Origin of the sequence: Thalassobacillus devorans MSP14 (assembly GCF_000496835.1) — a bacterium.
GTDB lineage: Bacteria > Bacillota > Bacilli > Bacillales > Halobacillaceae > Thalassobacillus > Thalassobacillus devorans_B.
The window spans coordinates 101405-125518 of sequence record NZ_KI543238.1 but is presented as its reverse complement, the minus strand read 5'-3'; the positions used below and the strand labels follow the sequence as shown (position 1 = coordinate 125518).

At 42.3% G+C, this 24114-nt stretch carries 21 protein-coding genes; 5 read left to right on the top strand and 16 right to left on the bottom strand.

What is annotated here, in order from left to right; genetic code table 11:
- Window positions 1-26: 26 nt before the first annotated feature.
- Together P855_RS0116775 and P855_RS0116770 are read right to left on the bottom strand one after the other, a co-directional pair.
- Window positions 27-614: a hypothetical protein gene (locus P855_RS0116775; RefSeq protein WP_028784651.1), complete on the bottom strand. Its 588-nt coding sequence runs from the start codon at window positions 612-614 to the stop codon at window positions 27-29.
- A gap of 125 nt (window positions 615-739) precedes the next feature.
- Window positions 740-1471 carry a hypothetical protein gene (locus P855_RS0116770; protein WP_037986390.1) on the bottom strand — a complete coding sequence of 244 codons (732 nt, stop codon included), beginning with the start codon at window positions 1469-1471 and terminating at the stop codon, window positions 740-742.
- 118 nt (window positions 1472-1589) lie between these two features.
- On the opposite strand from P855_RS0116770, the gene P855_RS0116765 reads away from it, so the two are divergent.
- Entirely contained in the window at window positions 1590-1814 is a 225-nt protein-coding gene (locus P855_RS0116765) for a hypothetical protein (protein WP_028784649.1), read from the top strand.
- Between the two features lie 129 nt (window positions 1815-1943).
- On the opposite strand, the gene P855_RS0116760 is transcribed toward P855_RS0116765, so the two are convergent.
- Window positions 1944-2249 carry a monooxygenase gene (locus P855_RS0116760; RefSeq protein WP_028784648.1) on the bottom strand — a complete coding sequence of 102 codons (306 nt, stop codon included), beginning with the start codon at window positions 2247-2249 and terminating at the stop codon, window positions 1944-1946.
- Window positions 2250-2391: 142 nt separating this feature from the next.
- Here P855_RS0116760 and P855_RS22425 point away from each other — a divergent pair, with 142 nt between their 5' ends.
- Entirely contained in the window at window positions 2392-2556 is a 165-nt protein-coding gene (locus tag P855_RS22425; RefSeq protein WP_200865968.1) for a hypothetical protein, read from the top strand.
- A 20-nt stretch (window positions 2557-2576) separates the two neighbouring features.
- Here the strand turns inward: P855_RS22425 and rlmD are convergent, their stop codons facing one another.
- The 3 genes from rlmD to P855_RS21225 form a co-directional block, all read right to left on the bottom strand.
- A complete protein-coding gene (gene rlmD / locus P855_RS0116750) occupies window positions 2577-4046 on the bottom strand; it encodes a 23S rRNA (uracil(1939)-C(5))-methyltransferase RlmD (RefSeq protein WP_051353291.1) in 1470 nt (489 codons plus the stop codon).
- A gap of 217 nt (window positions 4047-4263) precedes the next feature.
- On the bottom strand, window positions 4264-6081 hold the full coding sequence (uidA, locus tag P855_RS0116745; RefSeq protein ID WP_028784646.1) for a beta-glucuronidase: 1818 nt from the start codon (window positions 6079-6081) through the stop codon (window positions 4264-4266).
- A 28-nt stretch (window positions 6082-6109) separates the two neighbouring features.
- A complete protein-coding gene (locus P855_RS21225) occupies window positions 6110-7456 on the bottom strand; it encodes a glycoside-pentoside-hexuronide (GPH):cation symporter (protein WP_051353290.1) in 1347 nt (448 codons plus the stop codon).
- A gap of 141 nt (window positions 7457-7597) precedes the next feature.
- Here P855_RS21225 and P855_RS0116735 point away from each other — a divergent pair, with 141 nt between their 5' ends.
- Window positions 7598-8791, top strand: a complete 1194-nt coding sequence (locus tag P855_RS0116735) for a helix-turn-helix domain-containing protein (protein WP_028784645.1) — start codon at window positions 7598-7600, stop codon at window positions 8789-8791.
- 55 nt (window positions 8792-8846) lie between these two features.
- On the opposite strand, the gene P855_RS0116730 is transcribed toward P855_RS0116735, so the two are convergent.
- The 5 genes from P855_RS0116730 to uxaC are packed head-to-tail and all read right to left on the bottom strand — an operon-like array spanning window position 8847 to window position 13800.
- Window positions 8847-9848, bottom strand: a complete 1002-nt coding sequence (locus P855_RS0116730) for a sugar kinase (protein WP_028784644.1) — start codon at window positions 9846-9848, stop codon at window positions 8847-8849.
- A gap of 4 nt (window positions 9849-9852) precedes the next feature.
- Window positions 9853-10482, bottom strand: a complete 630-nt coding sequence (locus tag P855_RS0116725; protein WP_028784643.1) for a bifunctional 2-keto-4-hydroxyglutarate aldolase/2-keto-3-deoxy-6-phosphogluconate aldolase — start codon at window positions 10480-10482, stop codon at window positions 9853-9855.
- 13 nt (window positions 10483-10495) lie between these two features.
- A complete protein-coding gene (locus tag P855_RS0116720) occupies window positions 10496-11347 on the bottom strand; it encodes an SDR family oxidoreductase (RefSeq protein ID WP_028784642.1) in 852 nt (283 codons plus the stop codon).
- A gap of 4 nt (window positions 11348-11351) precedes the next feature.
- Window positions 11352-12386 carry a mannonate dehydratase gene (gene uxuA / locus P855_RS0116715; RefSeq protein ID WP_028784641.1) on the bottom strand — a complete coding sequence of 345 codons (1035 nt, stop codon included), beginning with the start codon at window positions 12384-12386 and terminating at the stop codon, window positions 11352-11354.
- A 16-nt stretch (window positions 12387-12402) separates the two neighbouring features.
- The gene (gene uxaC / locus P855_RS0116710) at window positions 12403-13800 is read right to left on the bottom strand and encodes a glucuronate isomerase (RefSeq protein WP_028784640.1); all 1398 of its coding nucleotides are present in this window, start codon (window positions 13798-13800) and stop codon (window positions 12403-12405) included.
- A 220-nt stretch (window positions 13801-14020) separates the two neighbouring features.
- Between uxaC and P855_RS21220 the strand changes: the two genes are divergently transcribed.
- Window positions 14021-15208, top strand: a complete 1188-nt coding sequence (locus P855_RS21220) for an ROK family transcriptional regulator (RefSeq protein ID WP_051353289.1) — start codon at window positions 14021-14023, stop codon at window positions 15206-15208.
- Window positions 15209-15377: 169 nt separating this feature from the next.
- Here P855_RS21220 and proB read toward each other — a convergent pair whose 3' ends face one another.
- From proB to P855_RS0116690, 3 genes are all read right to left on the bottom strand, one after another.
- Window positions 15378-16493 carry a glutamate 5-kinase gene (gene proB, locus P855_RS0116700; RefSeq protein WP_028784639.1) on the bottom strand — a complete coding sequence of 372 codons (1116 nt, stop codon included), beginning with the start codon at window positions 16491-16493 and terminating at the stop codon, window positions 15378-15380.
- A 326-nt stretch (window positions 16494-16819) separates the two neighbouring features.
- Window positions 16820-18961 (bottom strand): type IA DNA topoisomerase, encoded by a 2142-nt coding sequence (locus P855_RS0116695; RefSeq protein WP_028784638.1) that lies wholly within the window; start codon window positions 18959-18961, stop codon window positions 16820-16822.
- 319 nt (window positions 18962-19280) lie between these two features.
- Window positions 19281-19802, bottom strand: a complete 522-nt coding sequence (locus tag P855_RS0116690; protein WP_028784637.1) for a pyridoxamine 5'-phosphate oxidase family protein — start codon at window positions 19800-19802, stop codon at window positions 19281-19283.
- A 348-nt stretch (window positions 19803-20150) separates the two neighbouring features.
- Here P855_RS0116690 and P855_RS0116685 point away from each other — a divergent pair, with 348 nt between their 5' ends.
- On the top strand, window positions 20151-21152 hold the full coding sequence (locus P855_RS0116685; RefSeq protein ID WP_028784636.1) for a tRNA dihydrouridine synthase: 1002 nt from the start codon (window positions 20151-20153) through the stop codon (window positions 21150-21152).
- A gap of 301 nt (window positions 21153-21453) precedes the next feature.
- Here P855_RS0116685 and P855_RS0116680 read toward each other — a convergent pair whose 3' ends face one another.
- Both P855_RS0116680 and P855_RS0116675 read right to left on the bottom strand, forming a co-directional pair.
- Complete coding sequence (locus P855_RS0116680) at window positions 21454-22305, bottom strand: DegV family protein (protein WP_028784635.1); 852 nt, start codon at window positions 22303-22305, stop codon at window positions 21454-21456.
- A gap of 217 nt (window positions 22306-22522) precedes the next feature.
- A complete protein-coding gene (locus tag P855_RS0116675) occupies window positions 22523-23776 on the bottom strand; it encodes a benzoate/H(+) symporter BenE family transporter (RefSeq protein WP_028784634.1) in 1254 nt (417 codons plus the stop codon).
- Between the last annotated feature and the right edge of the window lie 338 nt (window positions 23777-24114).

The following is a 24114-nucleotide window of genomic DNA, read 5'->3' as shown; positions in this document are numbered from 1 at the left end:
AATTAGTAATGAAGCAGCTCGCTTGCTTAATCAAAAATCTTCCTTTGATTTTCAGCACTCGTATCTAATACCGTGATCTTCCGACTGCCACTGATCAGGCTTCTTAGCCTTGAATCTTCCTTTCTTGCTCGCCAAATGATCTGTGAAAAATTCTTCGGGGTGAAGTTGTAATGGTCAATCAGATATTGCTCAAATGCTTCGTGATCCACCTGGTTGTTATGTTCTTTTGCAAAGGCAATCAAAATTCGCGTCAGTTCTTTATAGCTCATTCGTTTCGTTCCATCCTCGGAAACGGCTTCCGGATCTGTTGGAAGGATATAATCGTTTTTCGCCACTGCGTTTGGTAACGCATCTTTCTTTTTTGACATCGCTTTTTCTTTCCCATTTTCTGTGGGCAAATCCAGACTGATATCCTTCAAGCCGCTACCATTATCCACGGACTTTGCTAAAACAGCAGAAGGATCACCACTCTCTCTTTTCTCCTCTAACCGCTCCAGCCGTACGATAAGTTCCTGCTGTTCTTTTGTAAGCTGGTTCAACATTTCCCGGAGCTGCTTTTTCTCCTCCTGTATATCCTCCAGGCGCATGTAGATAGCTTTACTCAGCATAGACATGGCAGAGTACCTCCTTTGAAAGGAATGATTATAGTTATAATAGCATAAGAAAAAGGCAGGTTTTTAAATAACTGCCCGCCATTGTCAAAAATGATAGGAAAGTTGCAATTACAACCTTCGATTATTTAAAATTTATCCTTAGTACCATAGATAGCCAGATCCTGATTATCAACAACAAACAAGTAGCCGTTCCATTTCAGCCTGCTTTGAATTGTACCTATAGTGTCAGCATGGTAAGTTCCCGCAACCTGCTGGTAAGCAATCAAATCGTACATGCCATCATATCCAAAATCGATAGGATACAGGCCGCTGATCGGGTCTACCCACCCACTGACAGGTGTCTTCAGCTTCCCATCGGCATCATATAATTCATCTAAATAATCAGGACCCCTCAGGGATAGATCGATCATGTATTTTGTATCATTTTTTCTGCTCCACACTTCCACCTTGTAGTCATCTTTGTAAGTGACCTCATAGGTATAAGCCTCGCTGAATGCATCAGAGTCGAACAACAACCGCGGTTCATTATTAACAAATGAATAGATATAATTAATCGTCGTGCCTCCACTGCCCCCTGTAGGAATGGTGATTAAAATATCATCGATTCCGTCCCCGGTAAAATCGCCTAAAAACAACATCGGGTCGTAACCGGTATTTTCTTGTAATGGAATAAGGACGGAAACACCTGTCGCTCCATCGCGGATACCCAGTGTCATATTTTGTATGATGGAAACATCTGATTCTCTATAACCAGTCACGTAAACAATATCAGGGATGTTATCTCCATTTACATCCCCAGCTGCAGAAGCGACCACACCAGTAATTCTTATGTTTGAGTTGTAATGGTATCTGTACATCATAAACTCCCCGGCAAAAATTTTATTGATGCAATAACCTATGCTTTTGAAGGGACATATGTTCAATGCACTGAATAGCTCGATGGGTTATACACTGAATATGGGAGGAGTGTCAACTATGCCATGGCAGCAGAAAGTGCCCTATTTATTGGGTCAGCCAATTGGAGTGTCGTTTGTGGACGGAACAGGAACATCAGGAGTCTTATGTGGAATTTCTGAAGGCAAGCTTCTCGTGATGCAATACCTATATCAAGCTCAATTCGCTTTAATGCAGTATGATTGGTTTACGATTCAGGATATATATGGTTTTCCACTTTGTCCTGACCAGCAGCCCCTTTATTAATGAAAAACCCGAGCATTTGCCCGGGTTTTTGATATACAGAAGGAAATGAAGGATTACTGCATCAAAATACTTCGTTATCCCCTAATTAAAACGCAGCCTTTTGTTCTTTCGAAAATTCAGGCCTGGCAGTTAACGGACAGGACCATGATTGAGAGCTGTCAGCTTTTTATTGACTTCAAAAATCTTGCCATTAACCGGTTCAATTCCGAACCCTTTTAGTCTCTCTGTATGCATCGTTAAGTACTTTTGAGCGGTTTCCTTCGTCTCAAATAAATAAATGCCCCCCGCTTCCTTGGCTTCGGAGTCCTCCGTCCATATTTTCCAGATGAATCCTTCCTCTTGATTGATACTTTTGGCTAAACCCGAAAAGCTTTCAGCCATTTCCTTGCCGAAAGGACCTTCCATTTTAAAGTCTACCTGCAAAACATACGCCATTGTTTTCACTCCTTTGTCAATCATATTATCAGCCAATGAGACGCCTCACAACAATTTACTACCTTGCCTTTCCGAGGATATTTTTACTAAGGATTTCTTTTCAAATAATGACAAAAGATAATGGTAAGAAGGAGGGAATATAATGAAAAGAAAAGCATTAAGAGAGGGAGCATTAACAAACAATCAGACACCTGCAGAAAGTCTGCCTGAAAGGGAAAGTAAGGAAACATTTACAGACGTCGACGCTGCAAGAGCGCAGGAACGGGCAAGAATCGCTGATCGGGAAGAGATGGAAGGGAAAAAATAATAAATTTAAAGCAGGAACCTTTACCGGTTACCTGCTTCTTCTTTTCTTACTAATTTCGCGACTGATTCTACGTGATGAGTCTGGGGGAACATGTCCACCGGCTGTATGCCTTCCACTTTATAACCATTGGCCGTCAAATATTTCATATCACGAGCCTGCGTTTCCGGGTTACAGGACACATACACTACCCGTTTTGGCTCCAGCTTCACGATACTGGACAAAAATGCCTCATCGCTCCCGCTACGGGGCGGATCCATAATTACCACATCCGCTTTTTCCCCGCGGGCTGCCATCTGCACCATGAACTCTCCAGCATCTCCCTGATAGAACCTGGCATTTTTCACACCGTTGCGTTTGGAATTACGGATGGCATCACGAACCGCATCTTTATTCAGCTCCACACCAATAACCTTTCCGGCTTTCCGGCTGGCAATCAGGCTAATGGTGCCGATGCCACTGTATGCATCTACCACCGTTTCCTTTCCAGTCAGCTCTGCCATCTCAATCGCCTTACCATATAACTTTTCTGTTTGGGCAGGGTTGATCTGATAGAAGGATTTAGCCGAGATTTCGAACTCCAAACCACAGAGCGTGTCCGTTATGGTCCCCTTCCCGAACAGGACTTTTTCCTGATCGCCCAGCACCATGCTTGTACCCCGGTTATTGACGTTCATCAGAAGGGTTGTAATTTCCGGGTGAGCTTTTCGCAGAGCTTTCACAAAATTATTCTTACCCTTAAATACAGGCGAAGCTACTACCAGTACTACCATAATTTCACCGCTGACCTTGCCGACCTTTACCAGGACATGACGAAGGAAGCCCTGTCCGGTGTCTTCATTGTATGGCTGCATTTTAGAATGTTTAAGGATATCCTTGATCGTCTCTACAATCTCATCCGCTTTCGGATCATGAATGAGGCACCGCTCCATCGGTATGATCTGGTGGGTATGCTGGGCATACAACCCGCCAATCACCTGGCGATGCTGGTTCATTCCGAACGTCGTATGGCTCTTGTTCCGGTAATCATACGGGTGGTCCATGGTCAAAATAGGCTCCGGCTTACCGAACGGCTTCATGAGGGCTTTTACCGTTTCCTGCTTGAAGCGCGTTTGCGCCTGCTCATTCATATGCTGCAGCTGGCATCCACCACATTGAAAGTAATATTGGCACGGCGGCGTTACTCTATCTTCAGATGGTTTGATCACCCGCTTCAGCTCGGCATTCACATAGCGTCCTTTTTTGGAAACGAGCACTTCAGCCGTTTCACCAGGCATCAGATGCGGTACCTCCAGCTGCTTTCCTTCCCATTGGATGATGCCCTTGCCCTCTTTGCTCAGACCAGAGCAGGTCACCTTAGCGGTTACGTTTTTCTGCTTGCCTTTAGGGTTACCACCCGCTTGTTTTCCCGGCTTAGTGTTCTGTTTCCCATTCTTTTTATCAAAGCGTTTTTTTCCTGAATCTTTATATCCTTTGTTCTTTCGTTTATTCATAGGCACTTCCCATCTTCTCTTCTTTCTTGACATTTCATTATATACCAGCCAGAGTCAGCAGTAAAACGAACTATCGCCCATAAGCCTGCGATCCTATACTTTTAAGAATTAGTAAGAGCAAGAAATAGAGCATGTCACTCAAATGACATGCTCCTTTTAACATATATTATTTTTTCTTTGGGACTTTGATTCAATTTTTAAATTTTCAATGGCGACCTCAGGCTTTTACGGTTTCCTTCTTATAATGAAAGTCAGGGATACTCTGCCAACGGCTGCGCAATTCATGTGCGGCATATTTCGGTTTGCGATCCCGGGTGAAAATACCTTTTTTGTTACCCTGGACACGCATAATTCCCTGGCTGGTATTGAAATCCGCGAAATTCCATACTTGTTCGCCAACGAAGTTATCAAATTCATCAAAGATTTCATGATTAGCACGCAGGTACTCCACCTGGTATTCTTCCGTGAACATGACAGGGTCGACATCATGCAGACCGGAAACAGTATCAGCACCGTATTCCGTAATCATAACCGGCTTACCAGGACAACGTTCCTGCCAGCCATTGAATTCCTGGCGTAATTTCGCTTTGGCAACCTCCAATTCTCCACTTTCAACATACCAGCCGTAATAACGATTCAGTGCCAGCACATCCACCAGTTCGGCCACTTTGCAAGTTTCTGGTGTAGACATAAGATGGGTAACAATCGTAACCGGACGGTTTTGTGGGTCTTTTTGTCTTGTTAACTCTACTAGCGGCTTGAAATATTCATAAGCTCCCTCTTCTTCTGAAGCTGGTTCATTGGCAACCGACCACATGACTACAGACGGATGGTTTTTATCCCTCTCTACCAATTCTTCAATCACTTTCCTATGGTTCTCATAGGTTTGAATATGCTCCCAAGTATTCCGTTTTTCCCTTTCTCCGAATAATGTGGCAGCAAAGTTCAAATGCAGCCCTACAGCCGGGGTCTCATCAATAACAACAAGCCCTTCCCTATCTGCAAGTCGCATGATTTCTTCTGAGTATGGATAGTGAGCAGTACGGAAAGAGTTTGCTCCAATCCAGCGCATCAACTGGAAGTCCATTACGTTTAACGTTTCGTCAAACCCTCGACCGTGAATCGGTGAATCTTCATGTTTACCGAACCCTTTAAAGTAAAAAGGTTTTCCATTGATTAAAAATTGATTGTGTTTCACTTCTACCGTCCGTACCCCAAATGGCTGGTCATATACGTCAACGGTTTGTCCATCCTTTGAAAGCTCTGCCTGAAGGGTATAAAGGTAAGCATGCATCGGCTCCCACAGTTGAACACCCGGTATTTCAACCTTACCTTCTTTTCCTTTTGCTACGGCAACTATCTCTCCCTCTTCATCAAGGATATTTATGTTTACATCCGTGCTGTCTCCGGCTGTCTTAACCTGATAATCGACAATTCCGGTATCATTGTTAAAATCTGTTACAACACTGACATCTTCTACATAAGTACGAGGTGTAGTATATATTTTTACCGGGCGATGGATGCCGGCATAATTGAAGAAGTCAAAGTTGGGATTATTTTTAATTACTTTTCCGACTCCTTCTACATCTTTTTCGATATAGTCACCGACAGGGATCGTAGATTCATCGATCAAATTATTGACGGCTACGGTCAGTCTGTTTGTCCCTTCCGCGAGGTAATCATTGATTTCCACTTCGAATGGTGTGAACCCGCCAGTATGTTCCACGATGCTTTCCCCATTCAGGAAAACTTTTGCCTGATGAGTAGCAGAACCGAACCTCAGGACTATTCTTTCTGAATTTAAATAAGCAGGCACAGCAAATTCCCGCTCGTACCATACCCAGCCGACATGATTGCGAATTTCAGCAGTTACACCTGCATCATTATAAGAAGCAGGAACAGCCATATTGAGGGTGTCCTTCAACTGTGATTCAAACCATTTCTCATCCCATCCGTTCCCTTTATCAAGCTTGAACTTCCAAACCCCATTTAAATCTATAACTCCACGAGTTGTTGTTGTAATTGGATATAGCATAGTTAACACTTTCCTTTCTGTATATAAATTATAATGCCTGTGATGATTCTGATGACTCCCCATCATTAATACGTTTTAATGTATCATCATCTAAAAAGTAACCGAATTTAAAAATGAGAAAGCATATAATGCTGGCTACAGCAGGAAGCAACACCATCATTGCTTTGATTCCAAGGAGTGTATCTGGTGTTTGATCTGCATTTGGTACATATCCGATGACGGAAAGGCCCATTCCCGCTATCCAGCCGGCACCAGCCTGTGAAAGCTTGCGCATGAAGCTGTACATGGAATAAGTTGTACCTTCCTGCCTAACCCCTGACTTGTATTCGCCATAATCAATGACATCAGAAATGAATGCCCATACGAGGATGTTCGGAATCATCAGCCCTTTCATGGCAATGAACGCCAGGATGATGAATGTCACCGGCTCCGCTGGAATGAAATAAAGAGCTCCGAAAAAAATTGCTCCGATACCGAAACCACCAAGTGTGACGCTTTTCTTCCCGAACTTTTTGGTCAAATATGGGACAAGCGGAATCAGGATCAGCATCGAGCCGATATTGACAGCATTAAAGACAGCAAACAAGTTTTCATTATCTAAATTGTAGCGGAAGAAGTAGACACCAACAGATTGATTGACCAACAAGCTGAGAAGCATAAAGAATGACATAATGGAAAGAGCGATGAACGGCCCATTTTTTAACACGCGCGTAAACATTGAGAAACTCATTTTTTCAGGTCTTGTCCTGGCAGGTCTTATTCTTTCCTTCGTATTTTTATAGGTTAATAAATAGAAAATAATCGTGACAACTCCCAAAATTGCCATCACCGCAGGAAATCCCACCGACCAGTCAGGGAATAGATTGACTACAGGGATTACCAGAACTCCGATAACGAAGATCCCCAACATGGAACCTACTCCTCGATAGGTAGCCAAAGACGAACGATCGACAGGATCGTTTGTCATAACAGACGCCAGCGATCCATAGGGAATATTTATGAACGTATAAGCCATGCCGAAAAGAATGTACGTTACATAAGCATAAACAAGTTTCCCGGATTCTGAAAAATCAGGTGTTAAAAACATAACCACAGCCAGGATGACTAGCGGAAGCATTGCCCACCTTAAATAGGGACGAAATTTACCTGCCGGATGATTCGTATTCACACGATCTACAATAGCCCCCATAATAGGATCATTCATTGCGTCCCATAACCGTGCAATCAAAAATAATGTCCCGACGGCTGCCGCACTTATACCAAAAACATCTGTATAAAAAACCAGCAAGTACGTGGTTACCATGCTGAATGTCAGATTATTGGCCGCATCACCCAGCCCATAAGAGACCTTCTCTTTCACACTAAGCCTTTCCATAATATCTCTCCCTTGTTGATAGCGTTTACATTTACTATTATAATGAAATGAAACCGTAACCAATATGATTACATTTGCAATAGTTGGATTGAAATTGCAAATATCAAATAATTATGGAAATGATTGATAGGAGGGTAATGTATGGACCAGTCTGCTATAATCTCCAATGCATTGGATATCTTTTACCTATCCAAATTAAATACGTATGTACTGAATCAAAATGAGGAAGTCATTTTTGGTAAGGAGGGGCTGCACCTCCCGCTCTTTATGTCTGGAGCACAATTTGAGGACACTTATCATGCAAGCAAGCATACAGAACAAGAAGTGGTATATTACACAAATGACTGGGGAGTGAATTACTTAACTAAACCTGTTTATGAAGAGGAAGAAAAATACCTGCTCATTATTGGTCCCTTTCTGAATAATATACCGAACATTTATCATCTTTCCAGGGATTACAAAATAACAGCTAATGAGCGTAATGAGTTAGCTGATTTCTTAAGCCAATGCAAGATACTAAATGAAACGGAAATAAATAGTCTGATTAAATTATTAAAAGTATTCGATCATATGATGATGGAAGATGCACAAGCTTCCATCGTTTCCGCTTCAAAACAACCACAAAAACTTGAAGTGAAAAAATTTGACCAGGAACAAGACACGAAAGAAGTCAACCTGAGGTATAAAATCGAGAGCGATATCATGCATGCAGTCGAGCAAGGTGATAAGGAAAAGCTGAAGGCTGCCATCAAACCGCACCAGGCTTTATTCACCTTTCCTGATCGTTTTCCCAACCAGCCGCTCCGCCGACTTAAAAACCTGTCAATCGTATACAGCACAATTATGCGGGTCGCTGCAAAAAATGCTCAAGTCCCCGCTCCTTTTTTAGACCAGATTTCTGAAACATACGTACTCCGGATTGAAGCTGCCAGCCAGTTATCGGAATTGCAGAAAATACAGGATGAAATGGAGGATAATTACTGTGAGTTAGTATCCCGTCATTCTCTCTCCCGTTATTCCCCAACGATTCAAAAAGCGTTAGAATATCTAGGGATCTTTTATGATAAACCAATGGATACTGAACAAATCTCTGCCTACTGTTTCGCACATAAAAGCCATTTAGCAAGGAAGTTCAAACAAGAAACAGGCAGTACCATGACCGAATACCAGCAGAAAATCAGAATACAGGAAGCGATACATCTGTTAGAAAATGAGACGATGAAAATCGATGAAATAGCCTGGGCTGTCGGATATGAGGACCCCGCTTATTTTTCACGCATATTTAAAAAAGAAACAGGGGTTACACCCAGAAACTATCGCCAGCAAAGCCAGTAGAAAAAGGAGCTTTCCTGGTAGAAAGCTCCTTAATAATTCCCTATAAATTTCTCTTTTACCTGCTCACATCATTACCGATGTTGGCCATAAAACTTCTGACTTCCTGTTCCGAAAATTGATTGTGATCTCCGTAAACCATATGTTTCAACACACCTGAAGCCAGACCGAATTCAATAACTTCCTGGGCCGGAAGCTGAGTCAGAATGCCATGGAGCACTCCGGAAGCAAAGCTGTCCCCTCCACCGATTCTGTCCAGTATTTCAAAAGAAATAACAGGACTTTCATAAAATGTTGTGCCATCAAACAAATAAGCGGCAAGATCATTTTTCGATGTTGAATAAGTAGTTCGATTCGTACAAGCCATGCAGGTAATTTCATACTGGTCCTTCATTCTTTTATAAAAATCTTTCAATACTTCCGCATCAAAGGTCTCCGGGCCTTTATAGTCCAATAAATAGATAAAGTCCTTGTAGCCCGCAAAACAAATATCTACATAAGGCAGAATTTCCAGAAAAGCAGTTTTTGCCTCGGCTACTCCCCACAACTTACTTCGATAATTAAAATCAAAGCTGACCTGGATCCCCCGCTTCTTCGCTTCTTTCAAAGCAGTAATTGTAAACTCCTTCATCCCATCTCCAAGAGCTGGGGTAATGCCCGTAGTGTGCAGGAGATCTATGTCTTTTAACAGATCATCCCAATCAATGGTTTGTTCAGGCAGCTCAAAAATAGACGAGTACTTTCGGTCATAGATGACATTTGCCTGTTTCAAAGAAAAACCTTCTTCCAGAAAGTAAAGCCCAAGGCGTTCCCCTTTTCGCAGCAAGTATGATGTATCCACACCTCCTGCCTTCAAATGATTGACAGCCCCCTCCCCGATATCGTTAGGTGGCAAAGCGCTAAAGTAACGGACATTGTGACCTAAATGACTAAGATTCATAGCTACATTTGCTTCCGCTCCACCATAAAATAAATTCAACTGATTTGTCTGATGGAGGCGTTGATGATCAGGGGGGGTAAGACGAATCAGCAGCTCACCAATTGTTAGAACATTTGCCATCGTATCATGCTCCTTTAACCTTTTGAGAGAATTGACGTGCGAGCTGTTCAACCTGCAGGTAGTCCCCATCATTAGCAGGCCTGATAATTTCTCCTCCTACTCCGACCATCACAGCCCCTGCATTAAGCCAGTCCTGTACATTTTCCAAGTTGACCCCTCCTGTTGGCATGATATTCAAGTATGGCAGCGGGCCATGTATATTTTTAATGAAGGAAGGATCGTAATGTTGCCCTGGGAACAATTTAATGACCGACACTCCATATTCAGTAGCGTCCACCATTTCTTTTGTCGTCATGCATCCTGGTAAATAAGGGATATGATATCGATTACATAGTTTCGCTATGCTAACTTCAAAATGCGGGCTCACAATAAACCGGGCACCTGCCAGAATCGCCACTCTTGCAGTTTCAGAGTCCAGCACAGTACCCGCACCGATAACCGCTTCCGGATAATCTTTCTTCAAATTTTTTAACAGCTGGTCAGCTTCAGGTACCGTGAAAGTGACCTCCAGTGCATCGACACCACCGTTAACACAGGCTACGGCTGTTTTTTCCGCTTGTTCCACATTATTCCCCCGAATTACTACAACTAATTTTCTGGCTATCATTTGTTTCAATATCTCATAAGCTTGCATGTTTCAGCCTCCTTTATACCCCGGAATAAGCAGAAAAGCCACCATCTATAGGTACGACAATTCCGTTTACAAAACTGGAAGACTGATAATCTACCAGCCAAAGCAGAGTCCCCACCAGCTCTTCCGGATTACCGAACCTTTCTACTGGGGTTTGTGATAATATCTTGTGCGCACGGTCGCTGTATGCCCCATCTTCTTTAAACATCAGATTTTTATTTTGTTCGGTCAGAAAAAATCCCGGTGCCATCGCATTGACTCGAATCCCCACATCTGCAAAATAAACTGCCAGCCATTGTGTAAAATTACTGATAGCTGCTTTGGCACCGCTGTATGCGGGAATTTTCGTTAACGGACGGTAAGCATTCATCGATGAAATGTTGATGACAGTCGCCTGTCCTGCTTCCACCATGTCTTTCGTAAAAACCTGGGTAGGCAGTAACGTACCAAGGAAATTCAGTTTGAACAGCCCCTCGACTGCGCCTGGTTCCAGATCAAACAAAGTTCGCTGCATATCATCCTCTAAGTCTTCTAAATTCAATCGCTCTGTCGATGTCGTGGCTTTTGGATGATTTCCTCCCGCACCATTGATCAGAATTTGGCAAGGTCCGAATTTCTCCAGTACCTTCTCGTGGACACGCTCCAATTCGTCTTTGTCCAGGACATCAACACTATAGCCGAGGCATTCGCCTCCTTTTTCTTCAATCCTTTCAACGACTTCATCTATTTTTTCTTTGTTCCTCGCTAAAATAACCACCTTGGCTCCTGCTTCTGCCAGTGCTTCACTGAGCACAGAACCAAGGACGCCGCTTCCACCGGTTACTACTGCGACTTTTCCTGATAAATCAATTTGAAATGGTAATTCCATTTGTCTACCCCCTTGCTAAGGTGTCTAAAATTCCGTTTAAATACGTAGCTCCCAGTGCCCGGTCGTACAGGCCATACCCAGGTCTGCCGACTTCCCCCCAAATCATTCTGCCGTGATCCGGGCGAATCGGTCCTGCAAATCCGATCTCGCGCAATTTTTTTAGCACAGCTACCATATCAATGGAGCCATCGTTAACAGAGTGAGATGTTTCCTGAAAAGACAATTCTCCAATCCATTTGACATTGCGGGCATGTACGAAATGGATCCGGCCTTTAGCAGCCTCGATGATTTCCAGCAAATCATTAGCCGGATTCGCTCCGTAAGAACCCGTGCAAAAAGTTATTCCATTATGCTTACTGTCTACTTTGTCCAGCATGTATTGGACATTTTCTTTATTAGTAACCACTCGTGGCAACCCAAATATCGGCCAAGGCGGATCATCCGGATGAATAGCAAGCAGTACATCTTCCTCTTCGGCTACCGGAATTACCTGTTCTAAAAAATAGACGAGGTTATCCATCAATTGCTGTTCCGAAATAGACTGATACTGATCGATAATGCGTCGAAGATCATCCGTTTGATAAGATAAATCCCAGCCCGGAAGTGCCAGTTCACCACTTAATGGATCGAGATCTTTCACTTTTGCTTCATCGTATAGCAAAGAATTTGAACCATCGGGGAGTGTAGCGTCTAACTGTGATCTCGTCCAGTCAAATACCGGCATGAAATTGTAACACACGGTATGAATTCCGGCTTCAGCCAGGTTTCGCAGAGTCTGCTTATAATTGTCAATCCATTTGTCACGTGAATCGAGCCCTAATTTAATATCTTCATGTACCGGGACACTTTCAATAACGTTCAGTTTCAACTCATATTTTTCAATCATTTGTTTCAATTCTTTGATCTTCTCTACCGGCCAGACTTCTCCGGCTGGTATATCATAGATGGCAGACACAATTCCTTTCATGTCAGGAATCTGGCGTATATGTTCCAAAGTCACAGGATCTTCATGACCATACCAGCGAAAACTCATCTCCATCCTCTTTCACCTCCTGTTATAAATCGAAATATTCTTTTGCATTGTAATAACAGATTTTTTCTACATAAGTCTTTAAAAGCCTAATATCTTTCGGTACTTTTCCTTCATCGGCCCATTTTCCAAGCAGATTGCAAAGGATTCTACGGAAGTATTCATGCCGGGAAAACGAAAGCATGCTTCGTGAATCTGTCAGCATACCTATAAAGTTACTGATCAGCCCGACATTTGCCAGGATTTTCATTTGATTTTCCATACCATCGATATGGTCGTTGAACCACCAGGCTGTACCAAACTGTACTTTTCCAGGTACTTCGTTGTTCTGATAATTTCCTGCCATCGACGCCAGGACATAATAGTCACGGGGATTCAAGCTGTATAAAACTGTTTTAGGTAACTGGTCTTTTACTTCCAGTGCATCGAGGAGCCGGGCTAAAGGTTCTGCCAGAAGCTGGTCACCGATAGAATCAAAGCCACTGTCAGGTCCCAGCTGGTGAAACATTTTTGTGTTATTGTTTCGCAAAGCCCCGAGGTGTAACTGCATGACCCATCCTTTTCTGGCGTACATTTCTCCAAGTGCCAGTAATGTATAGGTTTTGTACTGATCAGCTTCTTTTGCAGTTAACGTCTGACCGGCTAATTTCTTTTTAAAAATCGCATCGACTTCTGTTTTTGATGCATACTCAAAAAACATGATGCTGATACCATGGTCAGCACTACGGCAGCCTTGTTCATCAAAAAACTCCACACGTTGCTCCAGACTTTTTAGGAGTGTGTCATAATTTTCAATCGCTGTATCAGTTACTTGCTCAAGTTTTTCTAACCATCCTGAGTAACCATCCTTTTCTATAGCCAGTCCTTTGTCAGGCCGGAAAGACGGGGACACCTCCTGGGTCAGCCCTTCCTCTTTGAGTTTGAGGTGAGCTTCCAAGTCGTCGGTAGGGTCATCAGTCGTCCCGACAAATGTCACGTTTTCTTTCTGCAGAATAGATCTTACAGATAACTCTGAGGATTGCAGCTGTTCGTTCGCAGACTCCCAAATTTTCGGGGCAGTTTGTTCATCCAGCAGGTCATCTATATGGAAGTATCGGAGAAGTTCCAAATGAGTCCAATGGTATAAAGGGTTACCGAATGTATTCGGCACTGTCTTAGCCCAAGCTTTGAATTTTTCGTAATCACCTTGATTGCCGGTAATGAAATCTTCATGGACGCCATTCGCCCGCATCGCCCGCCATTTATAATGGTCACCTGCAAGCCACACGTCTGTAATATTTTTATAATTAATATCCTGTAATATCTCTTCCGGATCCAAATGGTTGTGGTAATCAATGATCGGCAGCCCCTTGGCATAATCATGATAAAGCTCTTTCGCCGTCTCTCCTTGCAGTAAAAAATCATCGTTAATAAATGTTTTCATTTACCATCACTCCCCTCAAAATCTTTTTGTTTGTTTACTAAACAAATTAATTAATTATAATAATAAATGTAAGCTTGATACTTTTCAAGCGTTTTCAAAAATTACTTATGTTTGGAAAGTGCCGTATGCTTGTTGGACATTTCTCTCGTTTTTGATTCTGTTAAAATAAAACTACCAGCTTTCCGGCTTCAGTCGGGATGATGTCATAGGAGGCAATGTTTTGAATACAGGAGATGCTAGTTATATAAAAAAATTAAACCGAAGAATTTTGATAGAGGAAATCATTAAGAATGTATCCCTTTCAAGAAGTGACCTGGCAAGAAAAACCGGGTTAAATAAAGCGACGGTTTCTGCACAAATAAATGATTTGATCCAGGATAATATCGTGATAGAGAAATCTTCAGGGACCTCGGTCACCCGCGGTCGAAAACCGATTATTTTAGAAATAAACGGAAATGCAGGCTACAGTATCGGAATTGATATGGATAAGGACAAAGTGAATGTTGTTTTTTGCGATTTAAAAGGAAACCTCTTTCATAAATTGAATTTAAAAATGGAGAGCAAAGATATCAGCCTGGTTGTCAATCAAATCATTAATCAGCTTGAACCGGAGATTGCCTATTTTAACAAAAAGAAATGCCCGATTGGACTCATCGGAATAGGGGTCGGCATTCATGGAATAGTAAATGTTGAAGACGACATCATTTATACACCAAAAGAAAAATGGACGAATGTTAATATAATCCCTGTGTTGGAAGAAGCTTTCCAAACCAACGTATACGTCGATAATAACGCCAATTTAAGTGTGTACGCCGAACAAGTATACTATGAACATATTTCTGATTTGTTTTGTGTGACTCTATATTCAGGCATAGGCTTAGGGATCATTAGTGATCATAAAATCTATCGAGGGTTTCAAGGGTTTGCAGGAGAAATCGGCCATATGATAGTGGAACCTGGCGGCCACCAGTGTGCTTGCGGAAACAAAGGGTGCTGGGAGTTATATGCATCAGAAAAAGCATTGGAAGAGAACCTTACAAAAGCAAATCCTACCTTATCGATTGATGAAAGCCTTGAAAAACTTTTAAAAGCGGACACAGATGATAAAGTTCTGAACGATTATTTAGATTACCTCGCTATCGGTTTGAATAATATCATTAACATTTTCAACCCTGAAAAAATAGTGTTCAATGGAACTTTTATCAACAAACATTCGACTATCCTTACCAAGCTTGAAAACAGACTGCGTTCAAAATTTAACAACTATAAGCAAATTCGCAGCTCTTACTTAGGGACAGAAGCGTGTGCATTAGGAGGAGCAGCCCTGGCCTTAAAAAACTTCTTCAGGGTAAACACCGTTCACCATGTAAATGCCACCGTTTTAAAAAAAGAAGATATTCGGGACTAACCTGCTTTTATTATCAGCAAGCGGGGACCCTCGGCAATTAAATAGGGTCCCCATTAATCCTTACTATTTTTCTTCTTTGCCATTATTAAAATCCTTTTCTGGTTTTTTTACAGTTCTTATTTTAGTATTCTTTATTCTTACTCACCACTTCAGTCATTTTAATAGAATTTCATTTGCTATTATGATGACTTACCCAATAATCCCTATGAATAACGACCTTTTGATCACTATTAGCTTTGAGCATAGCCTCTGTGCTTGATAAGCCTTTAATTTTCAATAATTGATTGGAAGAAAAATTCACACTGCCTTTTCCAATAAGCTGCCCCTTTACATTAACTACCTCCACTACATCATTGACCCTGAAGTTACCCATGATGTTTGTTACGCCTGCAGGCAGAAGACTTTTACCATGCCTTACTATAGCAGCTTCAGCACCTTGATCAACTTCAATTTTGCCATTAGGAATGGAATGGAGCGCCAGCCACTGTTTAGAATTGTTCATACTGGCCTGTGAGCTGCTTCCGATATACGTTCCATCACCTTTCCCTGAAAGAATATCAACAAGTTTCTCATTCCCGGTTCCAGAACCAATAAATACTTTAACACCTAACACTAACGCTGTGCGTGCTGCCTCTATTTTTGATTTCATCCCGCCAGTACCTACTTTGGAACCAGATTCAGAAGCACCATTTACCAAATGATCATCAATCGAATCAAGGAAGTTATACTTTTTTGCAGTGGGATGAGTGCGTGGATTCTGATCATAGATCCCATTGATATCCGTTAGTATCATTAAAAAGTCTGCATGCACCAGACCGCTGACCAACGCGGATAACATGTCATTATCGCCAAAGGTCAATTCTTCAATGGCTACGGAGTCATTCTCATTAATAACAGGTGTGATATTACGCTTTAATAGCTCAGATAAGGTGGCATGGGCATTTTTGTATTGTTCTTTATACAGGAAGTTTTGTCTCGTTAACAATAATTGTGCTGCCACTATCCCATGTCTTTTAAACGCTTCCGTATAACCTTGTAATAATTGTCCCTGTCCTACTGCTGCAGCTGCTTGTTTACCGGCAATGGTGACGGGCCGCGAAGAATAACCAAGGTCTTTAAAGCCAGCCGCAACTGCACCGGATGATACCAATATCACTTCATGCCCAAGCTGCTTCAAGCGCGCAATCGCCTCTACATGCTCACACAGTTTCTCACTACTTAGTCCACCATTTGTATTCGTTAAGGAACTACTACCGATTTTGACAACAATCCTTTTCTTATTCATTTTCCATTCACCACCCAGCTTCTTGGTAGAAAACCTGGCTTATCACCAAGTGTTTATGGTTAAAGCCTTCGTATGTTCTTACACTTTAATCCTCTGACAAAGTTAAACTTTCATAAGGTGTAAAAAACGCCCTTCCGCCCTTTTACAAAGGCAGAAGAGCATTGACTTATAAAGAGTACTATCCATTTTCACAAATCGGGGTTGCATAACATGCAGATTAACATCTTGTCTCCCCTTCACCGGAGCAGGATTTATAGTTTTATATTTTTAATTTTCTGTTAATAAAACATTATGATGCAAAATCAATTAGGCGTCAATGGAAATAGTCATGTTTTCTTCCCGAAATCAAATATGATTTTATAGTTTTCATCCAGCACTAAAGCCGTGCTGAATGGTTTCTTTCCTTTAAATCCTTTCAAAACCTTTGTACGCTTCTTCTGGCACAATGTCTTTATCATATGCTGTGTCAGCGTCTTCCTTGCCAGTTTCTTAGGGAAAGTCACGTTACATCCTTTTTTGTAGTCAGAGCACGCATAGAATTTATAACGGTCTACTATCGATCCGTTCTCACAGGCAGGGCATTTGGCGATCGGTTCGTTCCACTTGCGTTTCTCAGACTCACCAGTACTCCGCACGTTCACCTGCTGGATGGCATCCGGCGTTTCCTGAATCAGTTTTTCTATAAATTGACGGGTTTGCTTGATGAATACCTGCTTCGATCCATCACCGCTTCCGATTTTCTTTAAATAAGACTCCCATTTGGCTGTCATCGAGGGGCTGGATAGCAGCGTTCCTTCAATCGCCTCACAGAGCATGATCCCTTTCTCGGTGATCGATACGTTGTTGCGCTTCACTTCTATATATTTCTGTGCTTTGATTGTTTCGATAATACTCGAGCGTGTGGCTTCTGTACCGAGCCCTTCAACTTCCTTCAAAATCTCGACATCGGCTTCATCATCCACCAATTTCCCACACGTCTTCATCATGTTGATCAGCTGGCCTTCCGTGTACGGCTTCGGCGGCTGCGTCATGCTTTCCTTTATATGAATTCTGGCATCTACCTGCTCCCCTTTTTGAACCCCAGGAAGGTCAGCCTCTTTTTCCTGCTTCGACTTCACCGGCTTTGGAAACAGTTCCTTCCACCCTCTGTCGACATCTCTTTTTCCGGTAGACTTGAACGGTAAATCATTCACATGGGTAAAAATCGTCGTCTCCTCATATACATAGTCCTTATGAAACATTGCAAGGGTCGTCGCCATGATTTCATTATAAATATTGCGCTCCTCACGGCTTAACCCACTCAACTTCTTTTGGGTAGGAACATTCTTTGTCGGAATGATTGCGTAGTGCTCCTGCACCTTGCTGCTGTCCACATACCGTTTATTCGGTTTCAAAGACACAGCTGTAAAAGAGATGTTCATAGCTCCCTGGTACCTTTGTAAATTCTTAACCAAATAGGAAAACTCACTCTCGGTGATGAAATTACAGTCCGTTCTTGGATAGCTGACAAGACGCTTTTCGTAAAGCTTCTGCATCGTTTTTAGTACTTGCGATGGAGAGTATTTCCAACGCCTGTTCGCGACACTTTGCAACGTGGAAAGGGAGTGGAGCTTCGGTGACTTTTGCCGCTTCGTCTTTTTATCCAGTCGCTCGACTATGCCTGGGAAAGATTCCTTCTCCTTCAACTGATGCTTGTCCAGCACAGCCTGGACTTTCGCTTTATCCTTTTCCTTTATCTTAGCCAGTCCTTTATATGTACCTGCCTGAGACTGGAAAAGTCCCTCAATCTGATAAAACGGCTCCGGCTTGAAATTCTCTATTTCTTTATAGCGTTGATAAATCAAATAAACCGTCGGTGACTGTACTCGCCCGATGGTAAGATAGCTTCCATACCCTTTCTTCTGGAGCAGCAGAGTGAACAGCCGACTTGCATTGATTCCCACCATCCAGTCACTGATTTGACGTGCTTTCGCTTCATCAAATAGTCGTAAGTCCTTTTCGTTATGCTGCAGTTCCCTGAACCCTTTACGCACTTCATCCTTTTCAAGGGAGTTGATCCATAAACGTTGAATCGGCTTCCCCTTAACTCCAGTCAGTTGAAGGATACTATAAAAAATATTCGAGCCTTCCCGATCGACATCCGCCGCATTGACGATGATATCCGCCTGTTGGAACAGTTTCTTGACCGCCTGGAATTGCTCCCATTTCCCTTTCGCTACTTTTTCCAAAAATCGTTCCGGAACAATCGGCAATTGATCCAGCTTCCACTTCTTCCACTCGTCTTTATAATCATGGGGTTCCTTTAATTCCACGAGATGTCCTACTCCCCAAGTGATGGTCGCCCCATTCGGGAAAGTATCGTCTGCCTTAAGCTGGATGTAAGTTTTAGCTTTCTCCTGTATCGTAAATGCCTCTGCATATGCTTTTGCCTGAGAGGGTTTTTCCGCTAAGATGACTATTCTTGCCACGTCCTCGTACTCCTTTCGATGAATTACTGTGAAGGTTCGATGAAATTAATAAATCAAGGGGGATGGTGATAAAGGTATTTACTGAGGTATCCGGGGTTTGAATTGAGAAGAAAAAAACCATTCCAAGAACATACATTCCCATTTATTATACTATAAATGAATCATGAATGGGAGGGAAACCTTTTTTAAAAATCAAAAAAAGCAGGCCCCTATGCCAGGTTCCTGCTTCATTCATTTTAGTTTTTGAAACCTGACCCCCACTTTGCAAAATCATAAAAGTGAAGGTCAGGCACAAACAGATTATAACCAACTAAAAAAATTATCTTGTGTTGTCATCAAAACGGACCGTATCTTTTAAATCATTACTGTCATCTAATGATTTACTGCTGGTCATCTTTTTCACAAATTCCTTAACGGTCTTGACGTTCACACCGGACTCCCAGTATTCGGCGATTTCTGGTGTCACTTTGACCAGTACCACATTCGGATCATCAGGAGAAGTGTCCAGTAATCGTCCGAGAATCTTATTCCAATAATCTTTCTTCTTATCGTCATCCTGAACAAATTCAGCAGTGCCGCTGATTGATACATAGGAGTTGCCTGCGTAAGCCAGGTTAACGGCAGGATTAAATTCGATGTCCCGATATTTTTCGGTGTCTTTTTCGGTAAGGAACCAGATTTCTTCCTTATCCATATCCATTTCTACTTCCTGGGTACGCATCGGCCGGGACATCAGTTTCCCCTCCGGAGTTAACGTCGTCAGCATTGCTACCTTCTCATCTTTAATCAAGTCTTTGATTTTTTTGATAGTTTCCTGGTTTTCTGAAGTTTGGTTAGCCATTTATGTTTCCCTCCTTCTCATTATTAGCAGTTACTGCTCTTCTTGTTAAAAGGTCAAAGCAATCTGCCTCCTATCCCATCTTTTTCTTCTTGTTCCCAGATAATCATAAAATTACACGTTGATTCTTTAGATTAATGGAATCTGCTTTTATTAAAAAGGAACCACAAGCACCTCCCCACTCATTTCCAGTGCTCTCAACGTCGTATTCCCCTTGCACTTTTCGTTTGATACCATTAAAGTATATATGGGTTGAAATCCATCCTAAGTGGATATAGATAAGAAGTCAGAAATAGTTTACTTTTAAATTTTGGAACGACCGCGTTCCTTAAGGAAAGGTTCAGATATATTATGAAAGATAACTTTTGGCATGAGTTGCCGCGACCGTTTTTTGTTCTGGCACCAATGGAAGCAGTGACGGATGTCGTGTTTCGTCATGTCGTGAGTGAGGCAGCAAGACCTGATGTGTTTTTTACAGAGTTTACGAATACGGAGAGCTATTGCCATCCGAAAGGAAAAGATAGCCTGAGAGGACGTCTCACATTCACGGAAGATGAGCAGCCGATCGTCGCCCACATCTGGGGAGATAAGCCGGAGTATTTCCGTCAAATGAGTATCGGCATGGCAGAGATGGGATATCGAGGCGTCGATATCAACATGGGCTGCCCAGCGCCTAATGTCGCAACGAAAGGGAAAGGCTGCGGACTGATTCGTCGTCCAGATGTCGCAGCGGAACTCATCCAGGCCGCCAAAGCGGGAGGACTGCCCGTCAGCGTGAAAACCCGTCTCGGTTATACGGAAGTGGAAGAATGGCATGACTGGCTGAAGCACCTGCTGGAACAGGATATCGTCAATCTATCCATTCACCTTCGTACGAAAAAAGAAATGAGTAAAGTTCCGGCGCACTGGGAGCTGATCCCCGAGATTAAGAAACTCCGGGATGAAGTGGCCCCTGATACGCTTCTGACGATTAACGGGGATATTCCTGACCGCCAGAAAGGACTGGAATTAGTGGAAAAATACGGCGTGGATGGCGTAATGATCGGCCGCGGGGTCTTCCATAATCCGTTCGCTTTTGAAAAAGAGAAAAAAGAGCACACAAGCGAAGAACTTCTCGACCTACTTCGCCTGCAGCTCGACCTTCATGACAAATATTCTGAAGAACTCGAGCCGCGACTCTTCAAACCGCTCCTTCGCTTTTTCAAGATATATGTCCGCGGATTCCGGGGAGCAAGTGAGTTAAGGAATCAGCTGATGGATACAAAATCCACCGATGAAGTACGTGCTCTGCTTGATGAGTTTAAAGAGGAATATGGTGGAGTAAAGGAAGAAAAAAGTTTTTCTATTTCGTAGTAGTCTTTTTCAGGAGAGAAAAGCCAATGATGCTTTTCTCTCTTTTTTTATTGGCAGGGAAGTAAATTTAAGGCAACCCCCAACACGTTATTACCTTAAAGACACACTTATCATGCTTACTATATGACGCTTGTAATTTTTACCCTTTAAACAGTGAAAATGCAGGATATCTATTAAAAAGAGACTACTCCCTAAAAAAAGGAAATAGTCTCTTTAGTTTGGTAGCTGGCTTTTTACATAGTAGTGTTATTAGGTTGTAGGACAGATCCTCTCACTCTACTCACTCCTAGTTTAGCCAGTACTATTGCTCTAGGCCTGCTACCCCAAAGCCCCCGGCTCCAGAATGAGTAGAAATCATACCTCCAGCTTGGATCCATCTTATATTTTGGAATCCGTTTTCATTGGCAACCTCCTCCATCCGCTGCCTGATCCTTTCATCAAGTCCGATTGAGTAGATAAAATAAAGCTGCTGTCGATCTATGTTATATTCATTTAAGTATTCACTCAAGAGTTTTTCAGTAGCTCTATTCATTTTCCCCCGGTATTTTTTTGTAGACATAAGCTTCCCATCCTTCAACTCTATACATGGCTTTATTTTCAACAGAGCCCCTATTAGAGAAGCCGTATTACTTACCCGTCCTCCCGCTTTAAGAAACTCCAGGTTACCCGGGATGAAAGCCAGCCTTGATTTAGGAACGATTGCCTTTATTCTTTCAACCAAGTGTTCCGGTTCAATGCCAGGTTCTTTTGCTAATAACTTAGCGGCATACAATACAATCGCAGCTAACCCTCCAGTAACGTTCAGAGCATCAATGAGAAAAATGTCTTCAAAATCTTCCGCAGCAATGACAGCATTTTGAAAAGAAGAAGACGCTTTTGATGTATAACCAATATGGATAATGATGCAATCTGGGAAATTCTCTCTTATAGTTGCAAAAAATTCTTGATACTCATGAGCATTGGTGGCGGTAGTAGAGGGTATTTTCTTCGTACGTCTGTAATAGTCATAAATGTCCTGGACCGGCAAAGAACCGTCCAAATAATCCTTTCCATCCATAATAATGTGCATGGGAACTACTTGAACCTCGTACTTTTCAACTAAATCACCCGGTAAGTCGGCACCGCTTTCGGTCGATAAGATTATCCTTCGCAATCTATTTCCCCCTTGGTTATGTATCGGCTGCGTTCATTCTTCCTGCAGTATACTTTAACTATACATGAGAAAATACCATTAGCGTTATGATAACTTTTATTTGCCGTACTTTTAGTGCCCATTTCGGGAATTTGATTATTACTGCATGTTGCCTGACTAAAGAGTTACCGCGCTGTGGGTCAGGCACTAGATTTAAACCTGGTTTTGGCGTGTATGATTAAGCACTTGTTTCTATTTTATCTTTGCTCACTCCGATCTCTTTCTTTATGTTAAATGCAAAGTGATTTTTTTCTACGAGTAAGGAGACAAGCAGACTTCCAAGAATTGCCCATAATGGTGCACCGATATTGAAGAAGTTGACTCCTGACATTCCGATGATTAATGCAAAGAAGGCACCCATTTGAAACTGGTTATCGGAGAACGCTGTTTTCAGTGAGTTGATGAGAACTCTTAACATGGCCAGGCCGGCAATGACCGTAACGATGACACTCGGCATGGCAGTGACAAATGGAACAACAAACGCTGCAAATAGGCCAAAGCCTGCAAAGAACACACCGTTTATAACCGAGGCTGCATAGCGGCTATCTTTTTTTCCAACATCATCTGCTGAACAAATGGCCGTCATTGGTCCGGCTATGCTGATTGCATGTCCCCCCAACAGTGAAGCGAATAATCCGACCGATGATCCATATACCGCCATGCCCGTCGTGGGCGGTTTGTACCCTTGAGCCATTAGTATCCCTGTCGCTTGAGCATTTTCCGCACAAATAATCAAGAGTGTGAGCGGGATACTAATCGACACAATCGCATTCCAACTAAATGCGGGCATCACGAGTTCTGGAAAAACAAACATATTCTGAGCAGCTGGAAATTCAAATGCCTTTGTAAAGGTCGCCACAACTACCGAGACTATTAACGCAGACAACACAGGTGGAACCTTTCTAATATATCGTGTTGAGAGCAAAAACGCGAGAATCGCTGAGCCTGCGAGTATCGGTGCCAGGGTAATCGATGTAATCATGTCTATCGCAAATTGGATCATGACACCAACAATCATCCCCATAACAATCGGAAGAGGGATCCATTTCAAGACTTTTTCGATCAATCCGGTAGAGCCAAGGATGATAACAAGAATATTTGCAATGATATATGCCCCAACAGCTTCATGGATAGAAAAGTGGTTTAAGGATCCTGCCATTAGTACAGCTCCAGCAATTGTATGGGCTACGGAAATCGGTTGGCGATACTTCAATGCGATAAATATGCCGAGTAATCCACTAAAAAAATAAACCGCAAAAATCCAGCTGATCGCTTGTGTATATGTCAACCCACCATTTGTTGCCGCTCCGATGATAATCAATGCAGGGCCAGTACATCCAAAAATGGCTGCGACCAATCCCGCACTAATAGCATTAATATTCAAATTCTGAGGTAACTCTTTTAAATTTGTCGGAAAACGATTCTCCTCCATATAATCTCCTTTCCAATAATTCCAAATAAGTAATAATCTATCAGAGGATGTGCAAGAAGCCCGAGAAAAATGACATTTCGGGAATCCTTGAATCCTTCCTATCAATAAACCTATTATATTGGCATGGAATAGATAATATAAGATTGAAATTTCTCTATACGCAACAAAAAGCAAAAAATTAAAATAATTTAGAAAATACAATCAATTAAAACGCACCATGTGACAACAGCCTTTTATGTATGCCTCTTTTTCTTTTTGTGTGGTAGTCGATTAAGGATAACCTGAGAGATTTTCTTCATTCCTCTTGTTTTTATAAAAGAAACTAAAAAAGATGACGA